General features: G+C 40.4%; 22 protein-coding genes. All 22 read right to left on the bottom strand.

The window, feature by feature from the left end; all coding sequences use genetic code 11:
• Positions 1–9: 9 nt before the first annotated feature.
• Positions 10–297: a co-chaperone GroES gene (gene groES / locus NYE32_RS00975; RefSeq protein ID WP_002883604.1), complete on the bottom strand. Its 288-nt coding sequence runs from the start codon at positions 295–297 to the stop codon at positions 10–12.
• 165 nt (positions 298–462) lie between these two features.
• Positions 463–1,266: an ATP-binding cassette domain-containing protein gene (locus NYE32_RS00970; RefSeq protein ID WP_002889814.1), complete on the bottom strand. Its 804-nt coding sequence runs from the start codon at positions 1,264–1,266 to the stop codon at positions 463–465.
• Positions 1,266–3,206 (bottom strand): ABC transporter substrate binding protein, encoded by a 1,941-nt coding sequence (locus tag NYE32_RS00965; RefSeq protein WP_084915090.1) that lies wholly within the window; start codon positions 3,204–3,206, stop codon positions 1,266–1,268. Before NYE32_RS00965 ends, NYE32_RS00970 begins: the two co-directional genes overlap by 1 nt.
• A gap of 606 nt (positions 3,207–3,812) precedes the next feature.
• Positions 3,813–5,675, bottom strand: coding sequence for a proline--tRNA ligase (locus tag NYE32_RS00960; RefSeq protein WP_134954484.1), 1,863 nt, complete (start codon positions 5,673–5,675; stop codon positions 3,813–3,815).
• Between the two features lie 70 nt (positions 5,676–5,745).
• The gene (gene rseP / locus NYE32_RS00955) at positions 5,746–7,008 is read right to left on the bottom strand and encodes an RIP metalloprotease RseP (RefSeq protein ID WP_037598930.1); all 1,263 of its coding nucleotides are present in this window, start codon (positions 7,006–7,008) and stop codon (positions 5,746–5,748) included.
• Positions 7,009–7,024: 16 nt separating this feature from the next.
• On the bottom strand, positions 7,025–7,819 hold the full coding sequence (locus NYE32_RS00950) for a phosphatidate cytidylyltransferase (RefSeq protein ID WP_037598929.1): 795 nt from the start codon (positions 7,817–7,819) through the stop codon (positions 7,025–7,027).
• 12 nt (positions 7,820–7,831) lie between these two features.
• Positions 7,832–8,581: an isoprenyl transferase gene (locus tag NYE32_RS00945; protein ID WP_037598927.1), complete on the bottom strand. Its 750-nt coding sequence runs from the start codon at positions 8,579–8,581 to the stop codon at positions 7,832–7,834.
• Between the two features lie 128 nt (positions 8,582–8,709).
• Positions 8,710–9,048 carry a preprotein translocase subunit YajC gene (locus tag NYE32_RS00940; RefSeq protein ID WP_022496558.1) on the bottom strand — a complete coding sequence of 113 codons (339 nt, stop codon included), beginning with the start codon at positions 9,046–9,048 and terminating at the stop codon, positions 8,710–8,712.
• Between the two features lie 125 nt (positions 9,049–9,173).
• Positions 9,174–9,890 (bottom strand): YebC/PmpR family DNA-binding transcriptional regulator, encoded by a 717-nt coding sequence (locus NYE32_RS00935; RefSeq protein WP_002883635.1) that lies wholly within the window; start codon positions 9,888–9,890, stop codon positions 9,174–9,176.
• A gap of 155 nt (positions 9,891–10,045) precedes the next feature.
• The gene (locus NYE32_RS00930; RefSeq protein ID WP_339157052.1) at positions 10,046–11,623 is read right to left on the bottom strand and encodes an ABC transporter ATP-binding protein; all 1,578 of its coding nucleotides are present in this window, start codon (positions 11,621–11,623) and stop codon (positions 10,046–10,048) included.
• 152 nt (positions 11,624–11,775) lie between these two features.
• Entirely contained in the window at positions 11,776–12,648 is an 873-nt protein-coding gene (locus NYE32_RS00925) for a helix-turn-helix domain-containing protein (RefSeq protein WP_339157051.1), read from the bottom strand.
• A 191-nt stretch (positions 12,649–12,839) separates the two neighbouring features.
• Positions 12,840–14,189, bottom strand: a complete 1,350-nt coding sequence (locus NYE32_RS00920) for a glucose-6-phosphate isomerase (RefSeq protein ID WP_002883580.1) — start codon at positions 14,187–14,189, stop codon at positions 12,840–12,842.
• Between the two features lie 103 nt (positions 14,190–14,292).
• The gene (locus tag NYE32_RS00915) at positions 14,293–15,108 is read right to left on the bottom strand and encodes an endonuclease/exonuclease/phosphatase family protein (protein ID WP_201709566.1); all 816 of its coding nucleotides are present in this window, start codon (positions 15,106–15,108) and stop codon (positions 14,293–14,295) included.
• Positions 15,109–15,205: 97 nt separating this feature from the next.
• The gene (locus NYE32_RS00910) at positions 15,206–17,392 is read right to left on the bottom strand and encodes a PTS transporter subunit IIBC (protein ID WP_339157050.1); all 2,187 of its coding nucleotides are present in this window, start codon (positions 17,390–17,392) and stop codon (positions 15,206–15,208) included.
• A 153-nt stretch (positions 17,393–17,545) separates the two neighbouring features.
• Positions 17,546–18,484: an AEC family transporter gene (locus NYE32_RS00905; protein ID WP_339157049.1), complete on the bottom strand. Its 939-nt coding sequence runs from the start codon at positions 18,482–18,484 to the stop codon at positions 17,546–17,548.
• 163 nt (positions 18,485–18,647) lie between these two features.
• On the bottom strand, positions 18,648–19,460 hold the full coding sequence (locus tag NYE32_RS00900; protein ID WP_037598920.1) for a metal ABC transporter permease: 813 nt from the start codon (positions 19,458–19,460) through the stop codon (positions 18,648–18,650).
• Entirely contained in the window at positions 19,453–20,160 is a 708-nt protein-coding gene (locus tag NYE32_RS00895; protein ID WP_014633656.1) for a metal ABC transporter ATP-binding protein, read from the bottom strand. The genes NYE32_RS00900 and NYE32_RS00895 overlap by 8 nt, the downstream gene beginning before the upstream one ends.
• Position 20,161: 1 nt before the next feature.
• Positions 20,162–20,605 (bottom strand): zinc-dependent MarR family transcriptional regulator, encoded by a 444-nt coding sequence (locus NYE32_RS00890; protein WP_080611595.1) that lies wholly within the window; start codon positions 20,603–20,605, stop codon positions 20,162–20,164.
• Between the two features lie 164 nt (positions 20,606–20,769).
• Positions 20,770–21,747 carry a tRNA dihydrouridine synthase DusB gene (gene dusB / locus NYE32_RS00885; protein WP_002883588.1) on the bottom strand — a complete coding sequence of 326 codons (978 nt, stop codon included), beginning with the start codon at positions 21,745–21,747 and terminating at the stop codon, positions 20,770–20,772.
• Positions 21,740–22,606, bottom strand: coding sequence for an Hsp33 family molecular chaperone HslO (gene hslO / locus NYE32_RS00880; RefSeq protein ID WP_037600144.1), 867 nt, complete (start codon positions 22,604–22,606; stop codon positions 21,740–21,742). The genes dusB and hslO overlap by 8 nt, the downstream gene beginning before the upstream one ends.
• Before the next feature lie 80 nt (positions 22,607–22,686).
• Positions 22,687–23,046 carry a hypothetical protein gene (locus NYE32_RS00875; RefSeq protein ID WP_013989977.1) on the bottom strand — a complete coding sequence of 120 codons (360 nt, stop codon included), beginning with the start codon at positions 23,044–23,046 and terminating at the stop codon, positions 22,687–22,689.
• 173 nt (positions 23,047–23,219) lie between these two features.
• Positions 23,220–24,638 (bottom strand): Fe-S cluster assembly protein SufB, encoded by a 1,419-nt coding sequence (gene sufB / locus NYE32_RS00870; RefSeq protein WP_002883666.1) that lies wholly within the window; start codon positions 24,636–24,638, stop codon positions 23,220–23,222.
• Between the last annotated feature and the right edge of the window lie 44 nt (positions 24,639–24,682).

Below are 24,682 nucleotides of genomic sequence, written 5' to 3'. Positions count from 1 at the left end.
AGCATTGACCTAAGCTAGGACCGCTAAAATATCTGCTTCACGGATAATTGAAACGGAATCATCTCCGTCTTTAACATTGACACCTGCACCATTTTCAACAAGGACTTTATCGCCTGCTGCAACACTAGGTGCAATCAATTCACCAGTAAGAGTTCGGATTCCTTCACCTACTGCTAAAACCTCAGCAGTCTTTGTAGCTTCATGACTGGCTCCTGCCAATACAAAGCCACTAGCTGTTTTTTCTTCTGTTTCTTCAAAACGGACAACGATACGATCGCCCAATGGTTTCAATGCCATACCGATTACCTCCAAATGTTATTTGTTATTAGTAACGTGTGAAACGTTATTTTTAGCACTCATTAACCAAGAGTGCTAATCTATATATTTATTTTAGCACTTGGTCAAAAATAGTCAAGAAAAAACTACCCAAAATCTGAACTTTGGATAGTTTCTTTTTGCTTATTAACCGAGTACCAAGGCATCGTCATTGAGGACTTGTCCACTATTTTTGTGGAAGAGATCCATAAGTTCTGCAACAGTGAGATTTTTCTTTTCCTCACCTCGCACATCGACGACAATTTTACCATGATAGAGCATGACCAGACGGTTCCCATATTCGATAGCATGTTCCATATTATGGGTAATCATAAGAGTTGTCAACTCTTGTTCTTCAACAATCTTACGTGTCAAATTCATAACCATATCACTTGTCTTAGGATCTAGCGCAGCTGTATGTTCATCTAAAAGCAAAATCTTTGGACGAACCAAGGTCGCCATAGCAAGTGTCAAGGCCTGACGTTGTCCACCTGACAAGAAATTAGCATCGGTCTTCATACGATTTTCAAGCCCAAGACCAAGATCTATCAAGGCTTCCTTGAAGACTTGACGCTCGCTTTCAGTAATAGACTTTTTAAAGAAGCTACGTTTCTTACCTCGACGATAGGCAATCGCCATATTTTCTTCAATAGAAAGGTTTGTCGCTGTCCCCATTCGAGGATCTTGGAAAACACGGCTAATATCTTTAGAGCGCTCATCTACAGATGCTTTCTTAATAGATTGTCCCTCCAACAAGATATCCCCTTCATCAATGCTAAGAACACCAGCGATTGAATTCATCAAGGTTGATTTACCAGCACCATTTCCTCCAATAACAGAGATAAAGTCTCCCTGCTCAATGTCGAGATCCAAACCACGAAGGACGTGATTTTCATTGACTGTGCCTTTTTCAAAGGTCTTGTGAATCTGTTGTAAACTAAGTAAAGCCATTACTTGTCACCTCCTAAAGTCAAGGATTTGTTAGGTTTGATTTTCAATTTTTGTCGTACTTCTGGCACATATAGGATGACAGCAAGCAAGATGGCTGAAGCCAATTTCAACATTTGAGCATCAACGTTCATGGCAAGGATAATAACCAAGACTAGACGGTAAAGAACAGCTCCTACAACAATTGACCACAGGCGTTTACCAAGTGGTAGATACTTGACGATAACCTCAGCCAAGATAATTGCAGCCAAGCCATTTACGATTGTACCAGTACCCATATTCATATCCGCATAGCCATTGTTTTGAGCTAGGAGGGCACCTGATAGGGCAATCAAACCATTGGAAATCATGTAGCCAAGAATCTTCATACGGTCAACCTTGATACCATTGGCTTCACCCATGGCAAGGTTATCACCTGTCGCACGAAGGGCCAGACCAACCTGCGTATTAAGGAGGACAACCAACATAAGCACTACCAGACTAACAAAAATCAGTCCTAATAGAATCACACCATTCAGCTTAGACAAACCGAGTCCCATCACCATAGTTACTAGCGTATTATGTCCTGATAGAGAGACATTGGCACTTCCAAGAACCAAAAGGTTAACGGAATAGAGCCCCGTTAAGGTAATAATCCCTGTTAAAAGTGCTGGTATCTTCATTTTCGTATGCATAAAGCCAGACACAGCTCCAGCAAGCATACCAGCCACAAAACCACCTAAAGTCGCAAAGATTGGGTTGATTCCACGGATAATCATGATAGTTGTCGTAGCAGCACCAAGTGGGAAAGCCCCTTCAGCTGTCAAATCAGCAAGGTCCAAAATACGGAAGGTAATGAAGACCCCAATAGCCATGATTGCCCAGAGAAGTCCCTGAGAAATGGCTGTTAGCACCACATTTGAAAATCCATTCTTCGATGACTTATTCACCTTGAGCTTAATGACACCCTTATCTTTTTTGGCAATCGGTTTGTCATCTTTCGTTGATACTTTAGATTCCTCATCACTAATGCTAGAAACATCAATGCCAAGTTCTTTAGCCATGTCATGGTTAACCACAACATTTAGTGTTTTAGGATACTCTGCATCGACATCCTTGACCTTCTCACCTCGGAGAACACGGCCTGCCAACTTACCTGTTTGACGACCAAGAGCTTCATAGTTGGTTCCATAAGTGAATAGGACACCTTTTTCTACACTACCAGCGTCACTACCAACAACTGGAACCTTAGTCTCTTTAGAAAGATCTACCAAGGTATTAATAGCACTAACAATAGTATTGTCAGTTGGGATGAAGATGACTTGGGTCTGACTCATCAAGCTCTTGGCTGTATCTTGGATATCGTTGGTTGATGAAATTCCCTTAATAACCGTTTCAATACCAGCTTCCTTGAAGTATTTCTTGGCTTCTTCAACCTGAACTTCTGAGTTACGCTCGCTGGTCGTGTACATAATCCCAACTTTTTTAGTATTTGGAAGGACCTTTTTCAACAACTCAACTTGTTTGTTGATAGGGGACATGTCACTTGTCCCTGTCACATTTCCTCCAACATTGTCCATAGACTTAACCAGTTTAGCTGAGACTGGATCTGTGACAGCTGTAAAGAGAATTGGCTTGTCCTTTGTCAAACTACTCAAAGACTGGGCTGCTGGGGTTGCGATAGCCAACATAAGATCGTTATCTTCAATAAGCGACTGAGAAATCGTCTGCAAGTTAGACTGATCCCCTTGTGCATTCTGATAATCAATTTTGATGTTCTTACCGTCAACATAACCTTCCTCTTTGAGTTCTTCAATGAACCCTTTACGTGTCGCTGACAAGGAAGGATGTTCCACATATTGGAGCACACCGACGTGAACCAAATCTTTATTAGAAGCATTGGAACATGCTACCAAGAGGACAGCTGTGATAACAGCCATCATACTGACCAAGAATTTCTTCATCTTGTATACCTCTATTTTTTATTCTATCTATTTCCAATTTTCTTTTATGCTTTTTCCGAGACGATAGGGTCAAAAGCAAACGAATTAGACCTTACATCGCTTCATCAGATCCTAAAGTCCGTCGTCCAAAGACCATCACCCTTTGACTTTATAAAAAGTTGGCTAGAATTCACCATTTTTAGACATCTAAAGGTCAAAAGAAAACTAAAAATAGACCACGGTATGAAAAAAACCAGTTAGGGCAGGCCCAACTGGTTTTATGCATCTTGACTAGCACAAGCTAGCTTATGTCACCGGTTAGACCTATTCATCTAATCGGCTAATCCATCACAAAATGCTTTAGCTTCATAGATACAAACTGACTGACGCTTGTATCCTGAAACACAAACGTCCTATCTAAAGAAACTAAAGTAATAAAAAGCTTTAAGATTTCCCAAATGGGTCGCTTTATTAAGCATGTGATGCCTCCGTAGTTATGATAGTTTTAAGTTTACACTATTTAGACAATTCTGTCAAATTGGAATTTACTCTCTTTTCTCTCAATTTATCATTATCACTGCAAAAGAAAAACCTCTTCCTGCTCCAGCAAGAAAAGATTTTTTAATCTTAAGCATCTTGGTCTGTTGTTAAGATAGCAAGTGTTTCAATCAAGTTATCGGCATTAACTTCAATAGTATCACCAGTTGCCTTGATTTTAACTTCGACAACACCTTCGCTAGCTTTTTTACCAACTGTAACACGGATTGGAAGTCCAATGAGGTCACTATCAGAGAATTTAGAACCGACACGCTCATTACGATCATCTGTCAAGACATCATAACCTTCAGCCATAAGAGCTGCTTCCAAACGTTCTGTCAAAGCATTGGCTTCTTCATCCTTAGTGTTAACTGTAATCAAGTGAACATCATATGGAGCCAATTCTTTAGGGAAGTTAATTCCCCATGCATAGCGGTATTGACCTTTTGGTGTCTTGTTAACAAAGAGACGTGCATGTTGTTCAATCACAGCTGACAAGATACGGCTAACACCGATACCGTAACATCCCATGATAATTGGAACAGCACGGCCATTTTCATCAAGAACGTTAGCACCCATACTTTCAGAGTAACGTGTCCCAAGTTTAAAGATATGACCAATCTCGATACCACGCGCAAACTGAAGGACACCTTGACCGTCTGGAGAAATTTCACCCTCTTTAACTTCACGAATATCCACGTATTCTGCCTTGAAGTCACGCTCTGGATTAACTCCTGTCAAGTGGTAACCATCTTCGTTAGCTCCAACAACCGCATTAGCCACATCTTGAACCTTACGGTCCGCAACGATGCGAACATTTTCAGGAAGGTTAACTGGACCAAGAGAACCGAAGTTAGCGCCAAAGACTTGACGTGCTTCATCTTCTGTAGCTGGTTCAAGGAAATCAGCAGCAAGGTAGTTTTTCAACTTCACATCGTTAACCTGATCATTACCGACGAGAAGAGCCACTACTGGTTCATCATCAGCGATGAAAAGCAAAGTCTTGATGGTTTGTTCTTCTGGAACATTCAAGAAAGCAGCAACTTCATCAATTGACTTGCAATCTGGTGTTTCAACACGAGCCACTTCTTCTTGAGTCACAACCTTAGTCGCTGGTGTGTAGGCGTTTGTTGCCATCTCAAGGTTAGCTGCATAGCTTGACTCTGTAGAGTAGGCAATTGTATCTTCACCAGATACCAACCATGATGTCAATTCTTTCTTGATTTCTTCCATGACATCTTCTGGAATCTCATCCAATGAAGCAATTGACTTATCAAGAACTACCCAACGGTTGAGATCTGTACGCTCAGGAGTGACCGCCATGAATTCTTGAGAATCCTTACCACCCATGGCACCACCATCACCGATGATTCCCTTAAATTCAAGGCCAGCACGTGTAAAGATAGCCTCGTAAGCTTTACGGTAGTCTTCATAGGTTACATCCAAATCTTCATAGTTTTGGTGGAAACTATAAGCATCCTTCATGATAAATTCACGTGTACGAAGAAGACCGTTACGAGGACGTTTTTCATCACGGTATTTTGATTGGATTTGGTAGAGATTAAGTGGTAATTGTTTGTATGATTTAACTGCATCACGAACCAAGGCTGTAAACGTTTCTTCGTGAGTTGGACCGAGGATAAAGTCAGATTTATCACGGTTTTTCAATTTATAGAGGTCTTCACCGTAAGTTTCATAACGACCTGACTCACGCCACAAATCTGCTGTCAAAAGCGCTGGCGCCAACATTTCAACCGCACCGATTTTTTCAAACTCCTCACGCATGATGGTTTTGAATTTCTCGATAGCACGATTTGCCAATGGCATATAAGCATAAATACCAGCAGAAACCTGACGCACGTAACCCGCACGTACCATAAGGGCATGACTGATAACTTGAGCATCACTTGGCATTTCACGAAGTGTTGGAATCAACATTTTACTTTGTTTCATCATTTACATACTAAGGAGGCTGGCCCTTGGGTCAAGTCCCTTAGACTTCCTTTCGTTTCTTTGTTTCTAATTAAAAGAAAGCGCGCATAATATCATTCCAAGTGACTGCAATCATAAGAACAACCATGATAGCAACACCTGCAAGTGTAATATAGCTTTCAATTTCTTGATTAAGTGGTTTACGACGAATGGCTTCAATAATATTCATAACAATTTTTCCACCGTCAAGGGCTGGAATTGGGATAAGATTGAAAATTCCCAAGTTAATTGATAGCATCCCCATAAGGTTAAGAATGGAAATCAAGCCACTTTCTGAAGCCTGGGCAGACATCTGGAACATGGCAACCGGTCCACCAAGTTTATTCAAACTAAAGTTGGTGATAAGCCCCTTGAGTGCCACGAGAATTTTGAAGGCCCCTTCCCAAGCCATTTGGAAACCACCAAAAATCTTATCTTTTAGACCTGTTTTTAAGGCAGGAGAAACACCCAAAAAGTAGCTACCTTGACTCTCCTTAGGTTTAACAGAGATCGTTTCTTCCTGACCGTTACTTCTCTTAACCGTCACAGAAAGGCTGTCACCTTTGGAGAATTTTTGAGTATTCTCTGTCAATGCTTCCTTCAAGCTGTCCCAATCAGTAACCTTGTCCTTATTGATGGCCTCGATGGCATCACCATTTTTCAAGCCTGCTACCTGAGCAGCACCACCATCAGCCACCTGAATACGGTTGGTTGATGTGTCTTGAACACCACCTTGAACAAAGGCTAAGATAATAAAGACAAGCACCCCAAGAATGAAGTTATTCATAGGACCAGCAAAGTTGGTAATTAAGCGTCCCCAAATGCTAGCATTTTGATATTGGACATCCTTAGGAGCGATACGAAGTTCTGTACCATCCTCCTCAACGATAGTGGCATCATGGTCAACCTCATAGGTCTTGGTCTCATCTAGGACTAGACCTGTAATGGTTAACTTATCCTCCAAATCATAGGCAGTGACGTTCATAGGTAAAGCCGTCTGGTCAACCTGGCGATTCGAAAGGTTGATACGTCTTACCTTACCATCTGATCCAATCGTTAGACTAGCAGGACTACCTGTTTTAATCTCAGTTGTATCTTCACCCCAACCAGCCATACGGACATAACCACCCAAAGGGAGGATACGGATAGTATAAACGGTACCATCCTTACCAGTGTGTGCAAAAATTTTCGGTCCCATACCAATGGCAAATTCACGAACCAAAATTCCTGAACGTTTGGCGAAAAAGAAATGACCAAACTCATGGAAAACGACAATCACACAGAAAATCAGTAAAAAGGTAATAATAGCTTTCATCTAGACACCCCCACTCTTAAAAAAGTCCTAGGAAGTGCATGATTGGGAAAACGAAAATCCAGCTGTCACAACGGTCCAAAATACCACCATGCCCAGGAATGAGATTGCCTGAGTCTTTAACGCCAAAGTGACGTTTAATAGCTGATTCAACCAAATCACCAAATTGACCAAAGATACTAAAGAGAATCGTACAGATAAGCAACCAGAAGAAGTTATGAGGGGCATAAACTCCGTGGTTAATCAAACCAAAGATAAGAGCCACAATGATTGCTGATAAGATACCACCGACACTACCTTCAATAGTCTTATTTGGTGATACTTTTGGCAATAATTTATTCTGACCAAATTGACGACCAAAGAGGTAAGCCCCAATATCCGTTGCCCAAACAATAAAAAGGGCAAAGAGAACCTTTTCCCAACTATCCAAACGTGCTGCAATGAGATTTTGTAAACCAAAACCAACATAAAAGGCAGATGCGATTGGATAAGCTGCATCATCAAAAGAATAGTGGTCGCTATTAAGGACAGTCCCTGCTAGAATCAAAAATGAAATAACAGCGAAACCTGTCACACTAGCATTTGTTGGAAGACTGATAAAATACCGATCAATCGGTACAGCCAAGATAAAGGCTGCCACCATTGATAAAATACCCTCGATAGAGAAAATCTCCAAGTGCTTCATGCGAAGCATCTCAGACACCGCAACCATGGCCATAGCCCCAACTAAAAGTTGGAAAGGAAGACCGCCGATAAAGAGCAATGGGAGGAAAATGGCTGCTGCCACACCCCCACCAATTAAACGTTCTTGCATGAGAGGTCCTTTCTAGACACCACCGAAGCGACGGTGACGTTTATTGTAGTCAGAGATGGCTTGACGTAGCCCCTGCTGGTCAAAGTCTGGCCAGAAAACATCTGTGAAGTAAAACTCACTATAGGCAGATTGCCAAGGCAAGAAATTACTAAGACGAAGCTCGCCACTCGTACGGATAATTAAATCTGGATCACGATAGAGGTAAGGCAATTTATCTGTCATCAAATGCTTAGCAATGAGATTTTCATCAATAGCTTCAGGACTGAGTTTTCCTGCTTCAACCTCTTTAGCAATCGCTTGAACAGCAGACACAATCTCCGCACGACCACCATAGTTCAGTGCAAAATTAAGAACCAAACCGGAATTATGTTTCGTCTGCTCAACTGCCTTTTCAAGAGCATCTAAAGTCTCCTTAGGCAAACGACTGTTATCTCCGATTGTCAAAATACGAACATTGTTTTTGTCTAATTCTGGTACATACTTGTTAAAAAATTCAACTGGCAAATTCATGATGAATTTTACTTCATCTTGTGGGCGTGACCAGTTTTCAGTTGAGAAGGCATAGACTGTCAATACCTTAACTCCAAGTTGTGATGCTTCGATAGTTACCTTTTGCAAGGCGTCCATCCCAGCCTTATGCCCCATCACACGTGGTTGTAGACGCTTTTTAGCCCAACGGCCATTTCCATCCATAATAATACCAATATGGTTGGGAATATTGTCTAGAACCTCTTGATGAGATTTTTTTCTAAATTTAAACATGGAATATCCTCTAAATATAGTTTACCCTTTATTTTACCACATTTTCAGGGGTTCTGAACAGCTTTTAATACCGATAAGATTAGAAAACACAAAAAGACTAGGATTTAACCTAGTCTAATATATACAACTTAGTTTTCATCAGAAGACTCAATTGCTGAATCTTCTTCGATAATTGTCTTTTTAGTTGTTTCTGCTGTCTCTGTAGTTGGTGCTGGCGTAATCACTTTCATGATTGAACGACTCAAATCAAAGGTCAAGAAGACACCTTCTGCATCCAAAACGATACGGTTATTCTCTTTATCAATCTCATCAACAACAGCAATCAAACCACCAATTGTTTCAACTTCAGCACCCTTAGCAAGACCTGCAAAACGATCTTCCTGGGCCTTTGCTTGGCGACGACGGCTGAAAGCCACATAAGCAACAATTGCGACCACATAAATGGCCAAAACTAGCATCATATTCATATTTCGTATTCCTCCAATAATTCACTTGGCTACTACTATATCAGATTAAGTCAGGACAAGCAAGACAAATCCTTAGACAGACCACATAAAAACACTTTCCTTATGACGGAAAGTGCTGAATGAGATTACATATCTGCTACGTTGTGATATACCTTTTGAACATCATCGTCTGCTTCAAGCGCATCAATAAGTCCTTCGAAAACTTCAAGGTCTTCACCTTCAAGAGTAACCTCAGTTTGTGGAATCATTTCAAGTTCAGTCACTTGGAACTCTTCTTGTCCGTTAGCACGGAGAGCTTCCAAAGCTTTGTGAAGATCTGTTGGCTCAGTATAAACAGTGATAGTACCATCTTCTGCTTCTACATCTTCAACTTCTACATCTGCTTCAAGCAATTGTTCAAAGATTGCGTCTGCATCTTCACCTGCAAAAACGATAACACCTTTTTTATCAAACATGTATGAAACAGAACCTGAAGCACCCATGTTACCACCGTTTTTACCAAAGGCAGTACGTACGTTAGCAGCTGTACGGTTAACGTTTGAAGTCAAAGTATCTACGATAATCATAGAACCATTTGGTCCAAAACCTTCATAACGTCCTTCAACGAAAGTTTCATCAGTGTTACCTTTAGCCTTATCAATGGCCTTATCAATAACGTGTTTTGGCACTTGCGCTTGTTTAGCACGCTCCAAAACAAATTTCAAAGCTGAGTTTGATTCTGGATCTGGTTCACCTTGTTTAGCAGCCACATAAATTTCGACACCAAACTTAGCGTAAACCTTAGAGTTTGCACCATCTTTAGCAGTTTTCTTAGCAACGATATTAGCCCATTTACGTCCCATGGGATTCACCTCTTCTAAGAGATTTGTATCTCTGATTTGTTTTTTCTTTTTTGAAAATAGCAAAGCTTGCTAAATTCACAATCCCTTACATTATAGCACTTTGACTGCCGTTAGTAAAATTGAAATAAATCCTAAGCATTTATCATATGAAACATTTACTCAGTCCCCTCTCCCAAACGAATAATCTTATCAAAATATGGTTCATTTCCCTTTATAAGATGGTGGGTAACCGTGATATAAGTGATATTAGGATCACTTAATAAAAGGTGCTCAATACGAGTAGCATTATTATGGTCAAGATTTGCAGTGGCTTCATCAAAAATCACAACAGAACTTCCTTTTAAAAACGCTCTTATCAGGCCTATTCTTTGTTTTTGACCCTCCGAAAAGCTACCGTCGCTTACTTGCTCATCTATACGACTTAAGAAAGATAAAAGATTAACTCTTTCAAGAACTTCCTTGATCTGCGTATCAGTAATAACTTCATTCCAAAGAGTTAGATTGTTCCTCAAGGTATCATTATAGATATGAGTTTGACTCCCAACATAGGCACATTTAGACACGATTGAGTTCTCATCAATCTCTTTTGACTCCAATTTTCCAAACAAGATTGTTCCCTCGTAATCTTTAAGATTGCCTAGGAATATATTAAGCAGGGTTGACTTCCCACTACCTGAGCATCCAGTAATAGCATACTTGCCTCCTTTTTTAAAGGTTTGGGTGAATCCCTCAAAAATAGCCTTCTCTCCAAAATGATAACTTACATTCTCAAAATGAACATCCTGAATTGTCGCTATACAAGTCTTTGGACCCTCTGGAAAATCGTGAAATTTTTTTAAGATAGGATTGACAGACTTAATGGTCACTTGCAGCTGATTAATGGTGGATAGAGAGTTAAAAATATTACCTGATATCTGTCCTACTGAGGTAATGGTTCCAACAGTAATATTTCCAAAAATAATTAACAAACCAGTTAGAAGAAGTATCAACATCTGGGCGATAACTGAAAATAAAGCCATCAGCGTCTCAGTGCTAGTCTTTCTTTTTGTAAAAATAATTTTTTGTACAATATATTTCTCAACAATGGACCTCACTTGTCTAAGAAATATCTGTTTACGACTGGCGTAATAAACATCCGCATATCCATACAACTGATCGCTTATTCCAGAAACAAGCTCCTCATTCGCTTTGGAAAATATCTCCATTGATTTCTGCATTTTATTGGTAAATGGTTTGGGAAGATAAGTCAGACATAAAGTCAAAAAAATGGCTAGAAGAACAATCCTTACATCATAACTTAATAAGGCAATAATTGAAAACAAAGTAGTGAATACTGTTGAACAAAGGGCATAAATACTTGTAAAGCCATTTGATTCAATCAATTGGATATCATTATTTAATACTGAGAGATGCTCTCCAATATCACTCTTTCTGAATTCACTAAAAGAATGGTGAATAATTTTACTAAGATAAGACTGACGAATAGACAAAGTCATTTTCTGAATTAGTTTTGTTTGATTTACAGCAATAATATAATTTAAAACTAAATAAACAACGTAAAGCCCTACCTCTAAAGCTAATAAAGCTAAAAAGGATTGGATTCGCTTCGATACCAGCTGATTAGTCATTAAAGCCAAGGTTACCGAAGCACTCACGAAAATAGCAGCATTCAACGCTAACAGTAAGATATGAACTAAATTTTCATATTTGTATTTAAGAATATAGGTTCTCATAGATTTCCTCACAATCTAAATCACCTTGGTATTTAGTCAGTTGGAAAATTGAAGACATTGGAACTCCATATATCCATTGAAAATTAAAAACCATAGTGATATTGTACTATGGTCTTAGTTTATTCTATTTTTTAACTCACTCTATAAAATTGTCATATAGTGGAATTTAGCAACTCTTGATACTCTGATTCCTTAGTAAGCAATAAATTTTCCGCACCTAAAGTCCTAAGAGTTTCTAAACACCCCTCAATTAGATTTCTTCCTTCAGCAACTTCACCCGACTTTATCAAGTAGAACCCCATTACAAATATCAACTCATGTCTTTCATATAAGAGGACCTCAGGAATTCCAATATCATTGACTAAATCTAAATAGTATTTCGCAGAATCTAATTCATCACGTCGTAAAAATTCATAAGCTGCATTAATAAGGAGACTAAGTCGAATTCTTTGATTTGAGTCGCTCTTTCCAAAAAGGCTAGTTCTATACACGATCTCCTTGGTCAAAACATTAAGTGTCTGGGTGGAAATAAACGACATACTATTTCCTAATATGATTAACTCTCTTTTTCCCCATTGTTCAATGCTAAAAAGATAGTCTGTTAATTCCCTTACCTTATTTTCATCAACTTCTTTATTTGAAACACTTACCAAAAAAGATTCTAGCATAATACTGTTATAGAGAAATGATTTGTCTTGTGTGAGCTCAAATTTATGACGCTCTTCTCCAGCGTACTTCTGTAACAATAAAATATCGTTTTGATAATAAGCCTTACTAGCACTTTCTAATAACTTTTCAGTATGAGTTGGATTATCTTGAGATAAAATACCATAGAACTCTTCAATACTGACATCCAATTTATCTAACAAAAGAAAAAATCTAGATAATGAGATATCAGATTCTCCACGTTCAAATTTTGATAGGAAAGATACTGATAAATAATCACTAGCAAGTTCTTTCAATGTCAAATTCTTTGATAAACGAATTTTTTTCAACAAAGCACCCATTTCCACAGGTCCAATCATGATCCATCCTCCTATGCTTGAACTAATTATAACAACAATTATTTCTAAATTAAAGAGCCACAAAGCCCAACTAGCCAGTCCAAAACGTTTAAAAGAAAAATTCGTAAATTAACCTACAAGAAATAATCAATGGAAAGTTTTAACTACAAATGGATAAAAAAAGACCAGCCAAAGCTGATCTTATCTGAGAATTACAAGCGAGCGTTAAGTTCTGCTCCAAGTTCTTCAAATCCTGGTTTACCAAGAAGGGCGAACATGTTTTTCTTGTATGCTTCTACACCTGGTTGATCGAATGGGTTGATAGCATTCAAGTAACCTGAAAGGGCGATAGCAATTTCAAAGAAGTAGATGATGTAACCCAATGTAAAGGCATCTTGTTCAGGAAGAGTGATGAACATGTTCGGCACATCACCATCTGTGTGTGCAAGAAGAACACCGTCTGTTGCTTTTTTGTTAACAAAGTCAACATCTTTACCTTGGAGGTAACCAAGTCCATCAAGATCTTCTTCCAATTCAGGGATAATCACGTTCTTACGTGGTTTTTCCACACGAACAACTGTCTCAAAGAGGTTACGTGTACCTTCTTGGATAAATTGTCCAAGAGAGTGCAAGTCTGTTGAGAAGTTTGCTGATGTTGGGTAGATACCTCTTTGGTCTTTACCTTCAGATTCACCAGCCAATTGTTTCCACCATTCTGAGAAGTATTGAAGTGATGGTTCGTAGTTTGCCAAGATTTCAGTTGTGTAACCTTTACGGTAAAGGATATTACGAAGTGCAGCGTATTGGTAAGCTTCATTTTCAGAGATTTTAGATGAAGAGTACTCTTTACGTGCAGCGTTAGCACCTTCCATAAGGGCTTTGATATCAGCACCTGAAGCTGCGATTGGCAAGAGACCTACAGCTGTCAATACTGAGAAACGTCCACCGATGTCATCTGGAACAACGAAAGTTTCCCAACCGTTAGCATCTGCTTCAACTTTAACTGCACCTTTTTGGCGGTCAGTTGTTGCGTAGATACGTTTGTTTGCTTCTTCTTGACCGTATTTCTTAACAAGGAGTTCCTTGAAAACACGGAAAGCGATAGCTGGTTCAGTTGTTGTACCTGATTTAGAGATAACGTTAACTGAGAAGTCTTTATCTTCAACATACTCAAGCAAGTCTGCAAGATATGTTGATGAAATTGAGTTACCAGCGTAAACGATTTGTGGTGCTTTGCGTTCTTCTTTTGTTTGAAGGTTAGCAAAGTGATGGTTCAAGAAGTCAATGGCTGCTTTGGCACCAAGGTAAGAACCACCGATACCGATAACAACCAAAACATCGCTTTCTTCTTTGATTTTTTCAGCAGCCTTCAAAATACGATCAAATTCTTCACGATCGTAGTTTTCTGGAAGGTCACGCCATCCAAGGAAGTCTGCCCCTGGGCCAGTTCCTTTGCGAATCATTTCGTCTGCTACTGTTACTTGTGCTTGAAGGTTGTCCACTTCGTGTGGTGCTACAAATTTATCCAAAACTTTTGAATAATCAAATGTAATATGAGCCATTAGTCTCTCCTTATAAAAATTCAATTATAGCTTCTAGTTTACTCTTTTATTTGTCTTTTGACAATGTTTTTTACCCTTATTAGGTCATAATAGGATACAGTTTCTACTTAAATGTTAATTCTGCTTCAAGACCGTAGTGGTCACTTACCAAAGGTTGGTTATTGCCATCAAAAATCACACTAAGGCGCTCTACTGTCCAATCTTGGCTAGCAAAAACATAATCGATACGTAAAGGCTCTTCATTGCCCTTCCAGCCATCGATACCTGGTCCAACTGTATAGCTACCGGTTGTTTCTTTAGCTACTTCAAAACTATCTTGAAGATTGAGCGAGCTAACCAAAATGGCTTTATGCCCTTCGCGACCTGCTGGGTTGTTAAAGTCACCTGCTAGGATGAGCGGTTTCCCAATAGCTTTGAAACGTTCCTCAATACGTGCCCACTCTTCTTGGAAACCTTTGTCCCACCATGAAAGGTGAACACTAGCAACAGCAACTTCTCGGCCATCTACAGTAGTTTCAGCAACTGCTACACGGCGTGTATGGTAGTCAGTTGGATCATCAACATCTGAAACCAAGATTTCACTCGCTGTCAATGGTTGACGTGACAAGACGGCAACCCCCTCATTAAGGTGATCATAACCAATGTGATTATAGGCCCAAGTCCAATGGTATTGAAGCCCTTCTTCAGCTAACTTTTCCACAAGAAGACGGACAAAGTGATCTTGGTGGATTGGTGTTGCTGATGGAAGTGCATGATAGTAAGCATCCGTTTCCACAACAGAAGTTTCTATTTCTTGGTTAACTTCCTGGAAGCAAATAATATCATACTGAGCCTTTAGGATCTGTTCCTTTAAGGTTTGGAACTTCCCTTCTGCATCTTCTTCCATCCAACTGTGCGTATTTAAAGTTAGAAATTTCATAAGTTTATCCCTCTTCTGACTTGCATCTAGAAATGACATAGGGTCATTTACAAACAAAACAGCCCAAGGGCTGTCTGCTTGTTTATCGTTTAGCAAATTAAAGTTCTACTTTTGCAACTGGAGCGTTAGCAGCCAATTTACCTGTATGTTCTACTTTAACTGATTTGATTGCATCTGCATTTGTAAAGACAACAACTGTAGATGTTGCACGACCTGCTTCACGGATAGCATCAAGGTTTGCTTCAACCAAGAGGTCACCTGCAGCAACTGTTTGACCTTCAGTAACTTTAACGTCGAATGGTTTACCTTCAAGACTGACAGTGTCAAGTCCGATGTGAACCAAAACTTCAAGACCATTGTCAGTTACCAAACCAAGAGCGTGTTTAGTTGGGAAGATACTTGTCACTTTACCAGCTACTGGTGAAACGATTTTACCGTTTTCTGGTTCTACAGCGAAACCGTCACCCATCATTTTTTGTGAGAATACTGGGTCTTTAACATCTTCAATGTTGATAACTTGACCATCAGCGACTGAATGCACTTCATCAGTAACACCTTTGAATTTAGCTTCTGCTTTTTGAACAGCAGTCATTTGACTTGGAAGTGTTTCAGGGATAACTTCACCTGAATCAAGTACATCTTGGATATCAGATTTCAATACGTCAGCTTTAGGACCGTAGATAGCTTGGACACCTTGACCTTTCATAACAAGACCCATAGCGCCTTCAGCTTTCCATTGAGCTTCAGTTCCGACTTTTTCAGCGTCTTTAACAGTAACACGGAGACGAGTCATACATGCGTCAACATCGACGATGTTAGCACGTCCACCAAGAAGGTTGATGATGTTGATAACTTGTGAACTTGCTGAGCTTGTTCCAGCACCTGCTGATCCAGCAGATTCTGCAGGAGCATCATCGTTTTGTTCATAGTTACCGTTACGTCCTGGTGTAGCGTAATCAAATTTCTTAATCATGAAGTTTGCGATGAAGAACATGATAACACCAAAGAGTACAGTTACCCAAATGAAGTTAACGATATCCATCGCCAAACCAGCGTTAATAGCGAGTGGTGTACGTGTCAAGAATTCGATAGAACCGAATGAGTGAACACGAAGGTTAACGATATCAGCCATTGCAAAGGCAGCACCTTGTACAAATGCGTAAATAATGTAAAGTGGAGTAGCTACGAACATGAACATATACTCGATAGGCTCTGTTACCCCTGTCAAGAATGTTGCAAGCGCAGTTGCAGTCAACATACCTTTGTACTGATGTTTCTTATCATCATCAACGTTACGGTAGATAGCTACCACCACACCCATCAAGATACCAAATGAACCAATCATTTGACCAACTTTAAAGCGGGCTGGTGTAATGGATTCAAGAAGGTGTTTATATTGTTCTGGATGTGCACCTTTAAGGTTTGCAAGGTCAGTAACCCATGCGAGCCAGAGTGGGTCTTGACCCAATACCTTAGTACCTTTTGCAGCACCAGTCAAGACTTCATAAGTACCACCCAATTGAGTGTAGTTAATTGGGATAGTCAACATGTGGTGAAGACCAAATGGCAAGAGAAGACGTTCCAATGTACCGAACAAGAACGGTGCCAAGATTGGAGCAGTTTCTTTTGAGCTGGCAATCCACATACCAAAACCATTGATTCCTGATTGAATAACTGGCCATACGATAGCAAGAACGATAGCTGCAATAGCTGAACGAAGAATAACTACGAATGGTACGAAACGTTTACCATTGAAGAATGACAAAGCTTCTGGCAATTTACGGAAGTTATAGTATTTATTGAAGGCAGTAGCTCCGATGAAACCAGAGATGATACCTACGAACACACCCATGTTAAGGGCTGGAGCTTCCAAAACACTGATGAAGTAGTCAGACACCTTGATTGATTGACCAAAAATGGTGTGGACTGTAGCAGCCTTATCAGCAAGAATATCTGAAGTAACACCATAGATTGAACCAGTCAAACGGTTAATCAAGATAAAGGCAAGACCTGCCGCAAAGGCACCGCCTGCACGTTCCTTAGCCCAGCTACCACCAATGGCAAGGGCGAACAAGATGTGAAGGTTACCAATAACCCCCCAACCAATCTGCTCAATAAATCCACCTGTAATAACGAGTGGTGCCATGTTTGGATTAATCATGGCAATCGTTTTACCGATAGAAATCATGAGACCTGCTGCTGGCATAACCGCGATAACAACCATGAGGGCTTTACCGAATTTTTGCCAGAACTCAAAGCCAAATTTTTCTTTTAGCTTATTCATTTCATTTCCTCCTACGTTTGATGCAAACGTTTGCATAACTTATGTAATTATTATAGCATCTTTTTAGAATTTGTAAAGCGTTTTCGTAAACTTTTTTTGAATTTTTTTACAAATTTAAAAAAACTCAGAAAAACCGGGGTTACTTGATTTTTTTTAAGCCATAAGAACCATCAAAATTGGAATAACAATCATGGTAGCAAGGGTAGTCTCAGTAACCATGACAGCAGCGTAATCACTATCAGCCCCATATAGTTTAGCAACGACTGGAGCATTGGTCATGACAGGCATAGCCGACTGGATGATAAAAACTTGCTTCATCAAAGGTGGGAGGGGTGCCCAATATACGATGGTAGCCATCAAGAGAGGAGCAACCACAAAGCGTCCCAGCAAAATCAGTAACTGGTCCTTTTTAAGAACCAACTGCTTGACACCTGCATTGGATACTGACAAACCGATGAAAATCATAGATAGAGGAGTCGTCAAACTACCTAAATACTGCAAGTCACTGGCTAAAAAGCTTGGTAATTTAATATGGAGGATAACAATAATAAGGCCTAACATGAAGCCCATTAGAGGGGGGGAAAAGATTTTTTTCAGACTTGTTCTTAAATCAAATTCAGCGTCTCCTTCCCCATCACGTTGGATGAGGTAGGTCCCCAAGGTCCAGAAAAAGGTCGTATTGCACATATAATAGATAAGAACATAGGGGATACTAGCGTCGCCAAAGAGGGCTTGATTGATAGGGAGCCCCACAAAAATGGTATTCGAATTAAAAAACATGGAAATAAAGAGACCACGACGCTCCTTTTTCACTGCAAAAATTCTAGCCACCGCTGTCGCAATCCCGAGTAAAATCACCATAGAAAGTGTAGGAAAACGCAATTCCGGCAACATTTTAAGTAGGTCTGCCGCTGTGAAACGCTGTGTAATCGTATAGAGCATATAACAAGGAAGGGCAATTTGAGTGACTAGCTTAGCTATAAGACCACGTGACTTGTCGTCAAACCAGCCTTTTTCACCCATTACGAATCCCACTAAAATCATACCCAAAATGACTAGGATTCCCGATATACTCGTTAGAAAGATTTCCATGTTTTCTCCTTTTTTGTTACTATTACAAATGATAGTGGATACCAGAGAGATATAATCATCATTTCTGCCTAGAAGGCTACCATTCTTATTTTAACTTCTCTCAAAAACCACTTTAGTATATCACAAAAAGAGCTTGATTTCTCAAGCCCTTTTCTTCTATTATCTATTCTGCTTTTAAGAGAGGTTCAAAGATTGATACCAGACCAAAGAAGGCGATAAAAATAAGGGTAATAGTGGCACTAGCTGGTGTTTCCCAATAATAGGAAATAAAAATACCAGAGAGCATGCCAACCAAACCAATACCAATAGCCCAGAAAATGACAGATTTAAAGGTTTGACCTATTTTCATACCAATAGCTGCTGGAAGAATCATGATGGTGGAAACCAAAAGTGACCCTGCTGCTGGAATCATCAGGGCAATCGCTATCCCTGTCACAATATTGAAGAGGAGAGACATGAGACGAACTGGCAAGCCATCCACATGAGCGGTGTCCTCGTCAAAGGTTAAAAGATACATAGGACGAATAAAGAGTAAGGTCAAGACCAGTACAATAGCCGCAATAACAAAGAGGGCATAGACCTGTTCAGAGCTAATGGTGATGATAGAACCAAAAAGATAGCTATCCAGACTCATGCTACTGCTACCCGCCTTGTTACTAAGAATAAGAGCCACTGCCAATCCCATTGACATGAGGATAGCCGTTGAAATCTCCATATAATGCTTGTAACTGACCCTGAGATATTCCAAAACCAAAGCGGCAATAACCACAACCACAAGAGTCATCCAAGTGGTTGATTGTCCCAAGAAAATCCCAACAGCCACCCCAGCTAGGGACACGTGACTCAAGGTATCGCTCATCAGACTCTGACGACGAAGAATTAAGAAGAGCCCCAAAATCGGAGAAAATATACTGATAGCAATCACGGCGAGAATAGCACGTTGCATAAAATCATAGGCTAATAATTCACTAATCATGTCTGTGCTCCTCTCCATCCTTTTCATGAACATTGAAACAACGCCAAGGCAATTTCTGATTACGAACCAGATGAATATTACGGTCTGTGTACTCTTTGACTTCCTCTGGGTCGTGGGTAATCATCAAGACCGACTTGCCATGCTTGTGAGCCGAGTGGTGCATGAGTTCATAGAAAGTATTAGCTGTCCCTGCATCCATACCCGTCGTTGGCTCATCCAAGACAAAAATATCTGGATCTGAGGCAAAAATACGAGCAATAACAGCACGTTGCTTCTGGCCACCTGAGAGACGCCCAATTTGCTTGTGACGATTTTCCCACATACCTACAGACTCAAGGGCACGTTGAACGTGTTCCAAGTCGTGCTTCGTCAAACGACGAAACCACCCCTTACGAGGATAACGGCCAGACTTCACAAACTCGTAGACCGTGCTCGGAAAACCTGCATTAAAGCTGGCAATTTGCTGGGGAAGATAGGCCATACGAAGCTTTTTACCATCTTTATTGGTTTCAGAGATGGTTACAGTTCCCTTCTTAGGCTTGAGAATTCCGAGGGTAGCCTTGATAAGCGTTGACTTGGCCGCTCCATTTTCCCCAGTCAGGGTTACAAACTCCCCAGAATCCAAATGATAGTGAATATTGTCCAGAACGGGCTCCGCATCATACTGGAAGCTCAGTCCTTCAACTGTAATATAGCGCATCTTATTCCTCGATTTTTTCTGCTAATGTTGTCAAGAAACGTCCAATAACCTGACGCTCTTGATTATCAAACTGATCCAATACAGACCGATAAACCCCCAAGGTCTCTTGGTGGTGTTCCTCATGCTCCTGAGCAATGGGGTGAGCCTCTTGTGTCAAGACAAAGTAGGTCACGCGCCCATCATCCTTGTCTTTCTTAGCCTCCAACATACCCTCTTTGACCAAGGTTTTAACAGCCTTGGTAACAGCAGCCTGACTGACATTTAAGGTCTTTGCCAACTCCGAATTGGTCTTGCGACCCTCAGCCAAAAGCATGAGAATATGTTCCTGAGTATTAGTCAATTTGACTTGACTACGGCACTGACCAATAAGGAGCTCATGCTGATTTTCAGACTTGAGCACGATTTGATTAATCAATTGATTGACTTGTTCTTCTAGTTCTAGCATTGCTTTCTCCATTTACTTAACCAGTTAATTATATCGAAAACACTGAGATTTTGCAAGGGAGGACAAAGAAAAAGATTGGTGATGGGCTATCATCACTATCAAGGAAGAATAAAGGTAAAATAAAAACCTAACCAAGCTGGTTAAGTTTTCATCATATTATAGATTTATCGCAAAGTTGCAAATATTTCTTCGACCTGAGCAACAGACTCGGCACGTGAGACTTCGCCACGAACCTTAGCTGCTCCTGCTGTTCCACGAAGATAGTGTGGTGCCAGACCACGGAATTCACGAACAGCAATCTTTTCACCTTTAAGGTCCACCAAACGTTTGAGGTGGTCTTCAGCGATGTCCAGCTTCTTATCAAATGGAAGCTCTGGCAATTCCTCTCCCGTTTCGAAGAAGTGATTGATTTGCGTGAAGATGTATGGGTTGTTCATAGCTGCACGCCCCACCATAACCGCATCTACACCAAGTTCTTCAATCATGAGTTTAGCGTCTTGAACGCTACGAACATCACCATTTCCGATAAATGGAATCTTAGTAATAGCTTTAGCAACACGAGCCAGCGTCTCATGGTCACAGTGACCAGTATACATTTGTTCACGGGTACGACCGTGCATAGCAAGAGCAGAAACACCTGCAGACTCAGCTGCAAGAGCGTTTTCCACAGCCAAATCACTGTCTGACCAACCCGTACGCATCTTAACAGTCAAAGGAATATCAAGTACTGACGTTACTTCCTTGACAATGTGGTAAATCTTATCTGGATCCTTGAGCCACTTGGCACCAGCTTCATTTTTGACTACCTTATTGACCGGACAACCCATGTTGATATCAACGATATCAGCCTTCGTATTGGTCTGGATAAAGTCGGCTGCTCGCTTCAAGCCTTCAGCATCACCACCGAAAAGCTGGATAGACATTGGATGTTCATTCTCATCGATGTGAAGCATGTGAAGAGTTTTCTCATTATTGTAGAGGAGACCTTTTTCAGAAATCATCTCCATCACCACAAGACCAGCACCAAACTCTTTTGCAATGGTACGAAAGGCAGAGTTGGTCACGCCTGCCATAGGAGCTAGGACTGTTCGGTGAGGGATCTCTACATTTCCAATCATGAAGGACGAATTAAGTTTAGTCATTGATGAGTTCCTCCAAGTCAGCTTCTGAAAATTCATACTTGTTTTGGCAGAATTGGCAGATGATTTCAGCACCGTGATCTTCATCTTTAATAGCTTGAAGTTCATCCTTACCAAGCGTCAAGAGGGCATTTTCAAAGCGTTCACGTGAGCAATCACAGTCAAAACTCAGCTCCTCTTCAGACAAACGTTTGAAAGGCTCATCCCCATAAATAGCATTCAAGAGAGCTTCGATATGGTCATCAGACTCCAAAAGCGTTGAAATGGCTGGCATCTCTTGGATGCGTTTTTCGTAACGAGCGACTTCTTCCTCGCTAGCCCCTGGCAAGACCTGAAGCATGAAACCACCAGCAACCTTAACCTTATCCTCTTCGTCAAGAAGTACATTAAGACCAACAGCAGATGGTGTTTGCTCAGATTCTGTCAAATAGTAGGCAAAGTCTTCACCGATTTCACCAGAAATAAGTGGTGTTGATGACGTGTAAGGATTACCAGTTCCATAATCGATGATTGAGACAAACTGCCCTTGACCCATGAAAGGACCCACCAAAACTTCACCAGTCGCTGTTTTCTTGATGTCCACACCTGGATTTTGGATGTAGCCCTTAACATGTCCTTTGGTATCAGCTACAGAGATGATATGACCAAAAGAGCTGTTTCCGATAACCTTAACTGTAATTTTGCTTTCACCCTTTTGGTTAGCAGCCAAGATTTGATTGGCAATAAGAGTACGCCCCAAAGCAACTGTTGATGATGATAATGTATTGTGTTTTTCTTGTGCGGTTCTAACTGTTTCAGTGCTATCAAGAACATAAGCACGGAAAGAACCTGATTCTGAAATTGTTTTAATTAATTTATCCATAGTGTCTCTATTATAACACAAAAAAGAGGGTGGAAAAGTCGTAAACGCTTGGCGTTTCCTCTCCCACTCTCTCTAGCAAATTACCATGAAAACTCGGACAGTTTAGCTTTCCAGTCCATTATTTGGCGATTATCAAGCTGATGTTTTTCTTTTATTAATGGCGGCAAATTCTCCAAATACTCAATATAGATGCTGACAAGGAGATTATAGTCATTAGTCGTCAAACGTTTGAGTTGACTATGAATGAAGGCTGTCGCCTGATCATACTTTTCGTGAATTAACAAATCATCAATGTAGTCATTTCCATCAACAGTGTGCCCTTGCTCATCTTCCACCTGACCTAAATCAATATCCAGAGTCTCAAATTTAAAAGCCTTGCTGACGACATTAGCTGTCCCTCGAATCTGATTGAGTAGCCAGTCACTGTTATATACTCCCATATTAGTCACCTCCATTACTTGCTGTTCAAATCTATTATATCTTTTTAAATATCAGTTGTAAACGCTTTCCAAACATTGCAATTGCGCTTCACTAACATTAAGCTAGAGCTCATTTCCTCATTTTTCAACCAAAACAAAAAGGACCATCCGGTCCCTTTAGATTATCAGAGTTCTTACCCAACTGATCCTTCCATTTCATAACTAATTAAGCGGTTAAGTTCAACAGCATATTCCATTGGAAGTTCTTTGGTAAATGGTTCCACAAATCCCATGACAATCATTTCAGTTGCTTCTTGTTCTGAAAGTCCGCGGCTCATGAGGTAGTAGAGCTGTTCTTCAGAAATCTTAGAAACTTTAGCTTCATGTTCAAGCGCAACTTGTGAATTGTGGATTTCGTTGAATGGGATAGTGTCTGATTTAGACAAGTCATCCATCAAGATGGTATCACATTCGATGTGAGATACCGATTTCTTAGAATCCTTGTTGAAGGTTACTTGTCCACGATAGTCAACCTTACCACCATTACGAGCGATTGATTTAGAAACAATAGATGATGATGTATGCGGTGCATTGTGAATCATCTTAGCCCCTGTATCTTGGTGTTGACCAGCATTGGCAAAGGCAATTGAAAGCATAGTACCACGTGCACCTTCGCCATCAAGGTAAACAGAAGGGTACTTCATGGTTACTTCAGCACCCAGGTTACCATCAATCCACTCAACAGTTGCGTTTTTCTTAGCCGTAGCACGTTTAGTTACCAAGTTGTAGACGCTATCTGACCAGTTTTGGATAGTTGAGTAGCGCATGTAGGCACCATCAAGTGCAAAGATTTCAACGATAGCCGCATGAAGGCTGGCAGTTGTGTAAGTTGGCGCTGTACATCCTTCAACATAGTGAACGCTGGCACCTTCATCAACGATGATAAGAGTACGTTCAAACTGAGCAGTTGCTTCGTTATTGATACGGAAGTAGGTTTGAAGCGGAATATCCACCTTAACGCCTTTAGGTACATAGATAAAGGTACCACCTGACCAGAAGGCTGAGTTAAGGGCTGCAAATTTATTATCTGTTGGCGGAACCAGTTTTGAGAAGTACTTCTTGAAGAGTTCTGGATGCTCTTTAAGAGCTGAATCCGTATCTGTAAAGATAATCCCCAACTTGTCGTACTCTTCTTTCATATTGTGGTAAACCACTTCTGATTCATACTGAGCTGAGGCTCCAGCAAGATAAGCACGCTCTGCTTCTGGGATACCAATACGTTCAAAAGTTTCCTTAATTTTCTCAGGAACATCTTCCCAGTCACGAGCAGGTTTGTCTGATGCCTTTTGGAAATAAGTCAGGTCATCAAAGTTAATACCAGAAAGGTCTGGTCCCCACTCTTGCATGGCCATTTTGTTAAAGGTTTCCAATGATTTCAAGCGGAATTCAAGCATCCACTCAGGCTCCCCTTTTTCAGCAGACATGGCACGGACCACGTCTTCACTGATCCCTTTTCCTGTTGAAAAGACTGGCGTCACATCATCATGGAAACCGTATTTATATTCCCCAAGATCAATGGGTTTTGGTTCTACTTTTTCATTTGTTTCAGTCATAGTATTTTCCTTTATTAAAGGTTTGATTATTTTTCTTTATTTAA

This window comes from Streptococcus sp. FSL R7-0248 (assembly GCF_037967965.1).
In the GTDB taxonomy this organism is placed as follows: domain Bacteria; phylum Bacillota; class Bacilli; order Lactobacillales; family Streptococcaceae; genus Streptococcus.
The sequence above is the reverse complement of the archived record's forward strand: the minus strand, read 5'-3'. Positions and strand labels throughout refer to the sequence as shown.

What these genes read in the sequence shown, in the direction of transcription:
- NYE32_RS00960 (WP_134954484.1), bottom strand. Translation starts at nt 5,675, where the DNA reads ATGAAACAAAGTAAAATGTTGATTCCAACACTTCGTGAAATGCCAAGT.
- rseP (WP_037598930.1), bottom strand. Translation starts at nt 7,008, where the DNA reads ATGAAAGCTATTATTACCTTTTTACTGATTTTCTGTGTGATTGTCGTT.
- NYE32_RS00940 (WP_022496558.1), bottom strand. Translation starts at nt 9,048, where the DNA reads ATGAATATGATGCTAGTTTTGGCCATTTATGTGGTCGCAATTGTTGCT.
- NYE32_RS00900 (WP_037598920.1), bottom strand. Translation starts at nt 19,460, where the DNA reads ATGATTAGTGAATTATTAGCCTATGATTTTATGCAACGTGCTATTCTC.
- sufB (WP_002883666.1), bottom strand. Translation starts at nt 24,638, where the DNA reads ATGACTGAAACAAATGAAAAAGTAGAACCAAAACCCATTGATCTTGGG.
- NYE32_RS00950 (WP_037598929.1), bottom strand. Translation starts at nt 7,819, where the DNA reads ATGCAAGAACGTTTAATTGGTGGGGGTGTGGCAGCAGCCATTTTCCTC.
- NYE32_RS00945 (WP_037598927.1), bottom strand. Translation starts at nt 8,581, where the DNA reads ATGTTTAAATTTAGAAAAAAATCTCATCAAGAGGTTCTAGACAATATT.
- NYE32_RS00915 (WP_201709566.1), bottom strand. Translation starts at nt 15,108, where the DNA reads ATGAAATTTCTAACTTTAAATACGCACAGTTGGATGGAAGAAGATGCA.
- NYE32_RS00935 (WP_002883635.1), bottom strand. Translation starts at nt 9,890, where the DNA reads ATGGGACGTAAATGGGCTAATATCGTTGCTAAGAAAACTGCTAAAGAT.
- NYE32_RS00905 (WP_339157049.1), bottom strand. Translation starts at nt 18,484, where the DNA reads ATGGAAATCTTTCTAACGAGTATATCGGGAATCCTAGTCATTTTGGGT.
- hslO (WP_037600144.1), bottom strand. Translation starts at nt 22,606, where the DNA reads ATGGATAAATTAATTAAAACAATTTCAGAATCAGGTTCTTTCCGTGCT.
- dusB (WP_002883588.1), bottom strand. Translation starts at nt 21,747, where the DNA reads ATGACTAAACTTAATTCGTCCTTCATGATTGGAAATGTAGAGATCCCT.
- NYE32_RS00910 (WP_339157050.1), bottom strand. Translation starts at nt 17,392, where the DNA reads ATGAATAAGCTAAAAGAAAAATTTGGCTTTGAGTTCTGGCAAAAATTC.
- NYE32_RS00970 (WP_002889814.1), bottom strand. Translation starts at nt 1,266, where the DNA reads ATGGCTTTACTTAGTTTACAACAGATTCACAAGACCTTTGAAAAAGGC.
- NYE32_RS00925 (WP_339157051.1), bottom strand. Translation starts at nt 12,648, where the DNA reads ATGATTGGACCTGTGGAAATGGGTGCTTTGTTGAAAAAAATTCGTTTA.
- NYE32_RS00965 (WP_084915090.1), bottom strand. Translation starts at nt 3,206, where the DNA reads ATGAAGAAATTCTTGGTCAGTATGATGGCTGTTATCACAGCTGTCCTC.
- NYE32_RS00890 (WP_080611595.1), bottom strand. Translation starts at nt 20,605, where the DNA reads ATGCTAGAACTAGAAGAACAAGTCAATCAATTGATTAATCAAATCGTG.
- NYE32_RS00920 (WP_002883580.1), bottom strand. Translation starts at nt 14,189, where the DNA reads ATGGCTCATATTACATTTGATTATTCAAAAGTTTTGGATAAATTTGTA.
- NYE32_RS00930 (WP_339157052.1), bottom strand. Translation starts at nt 11,623, where the DNA reads ATGAGAACCTATATTCTTAAATACAAATATGAAAATTTAGTTCATATC.
- NYE32_RS00895 (WP_014633656.1), bottom strand. Translation starts at nt 20,160, where the DNA reads ATGCGCTATATTACAGTTGAAGGACTGAGCTTCCAGTATGATGCGGAG.
- NYE32_RS00875 (WP_013989977.1), bottom strand. Translation starts at nt 23,046, where the DNA reads ATGGGAGTATATAACAGTGACTGGCTACTCAATCAGATTCGAGGGACA.
- groES (WP_002883604.1), bottom strand. Translation starts at nt 297, where the DNA reads ATGGCATTGAAACCATTGGGCGATCGTATCGTTGTCCGTTTTGAAGAA.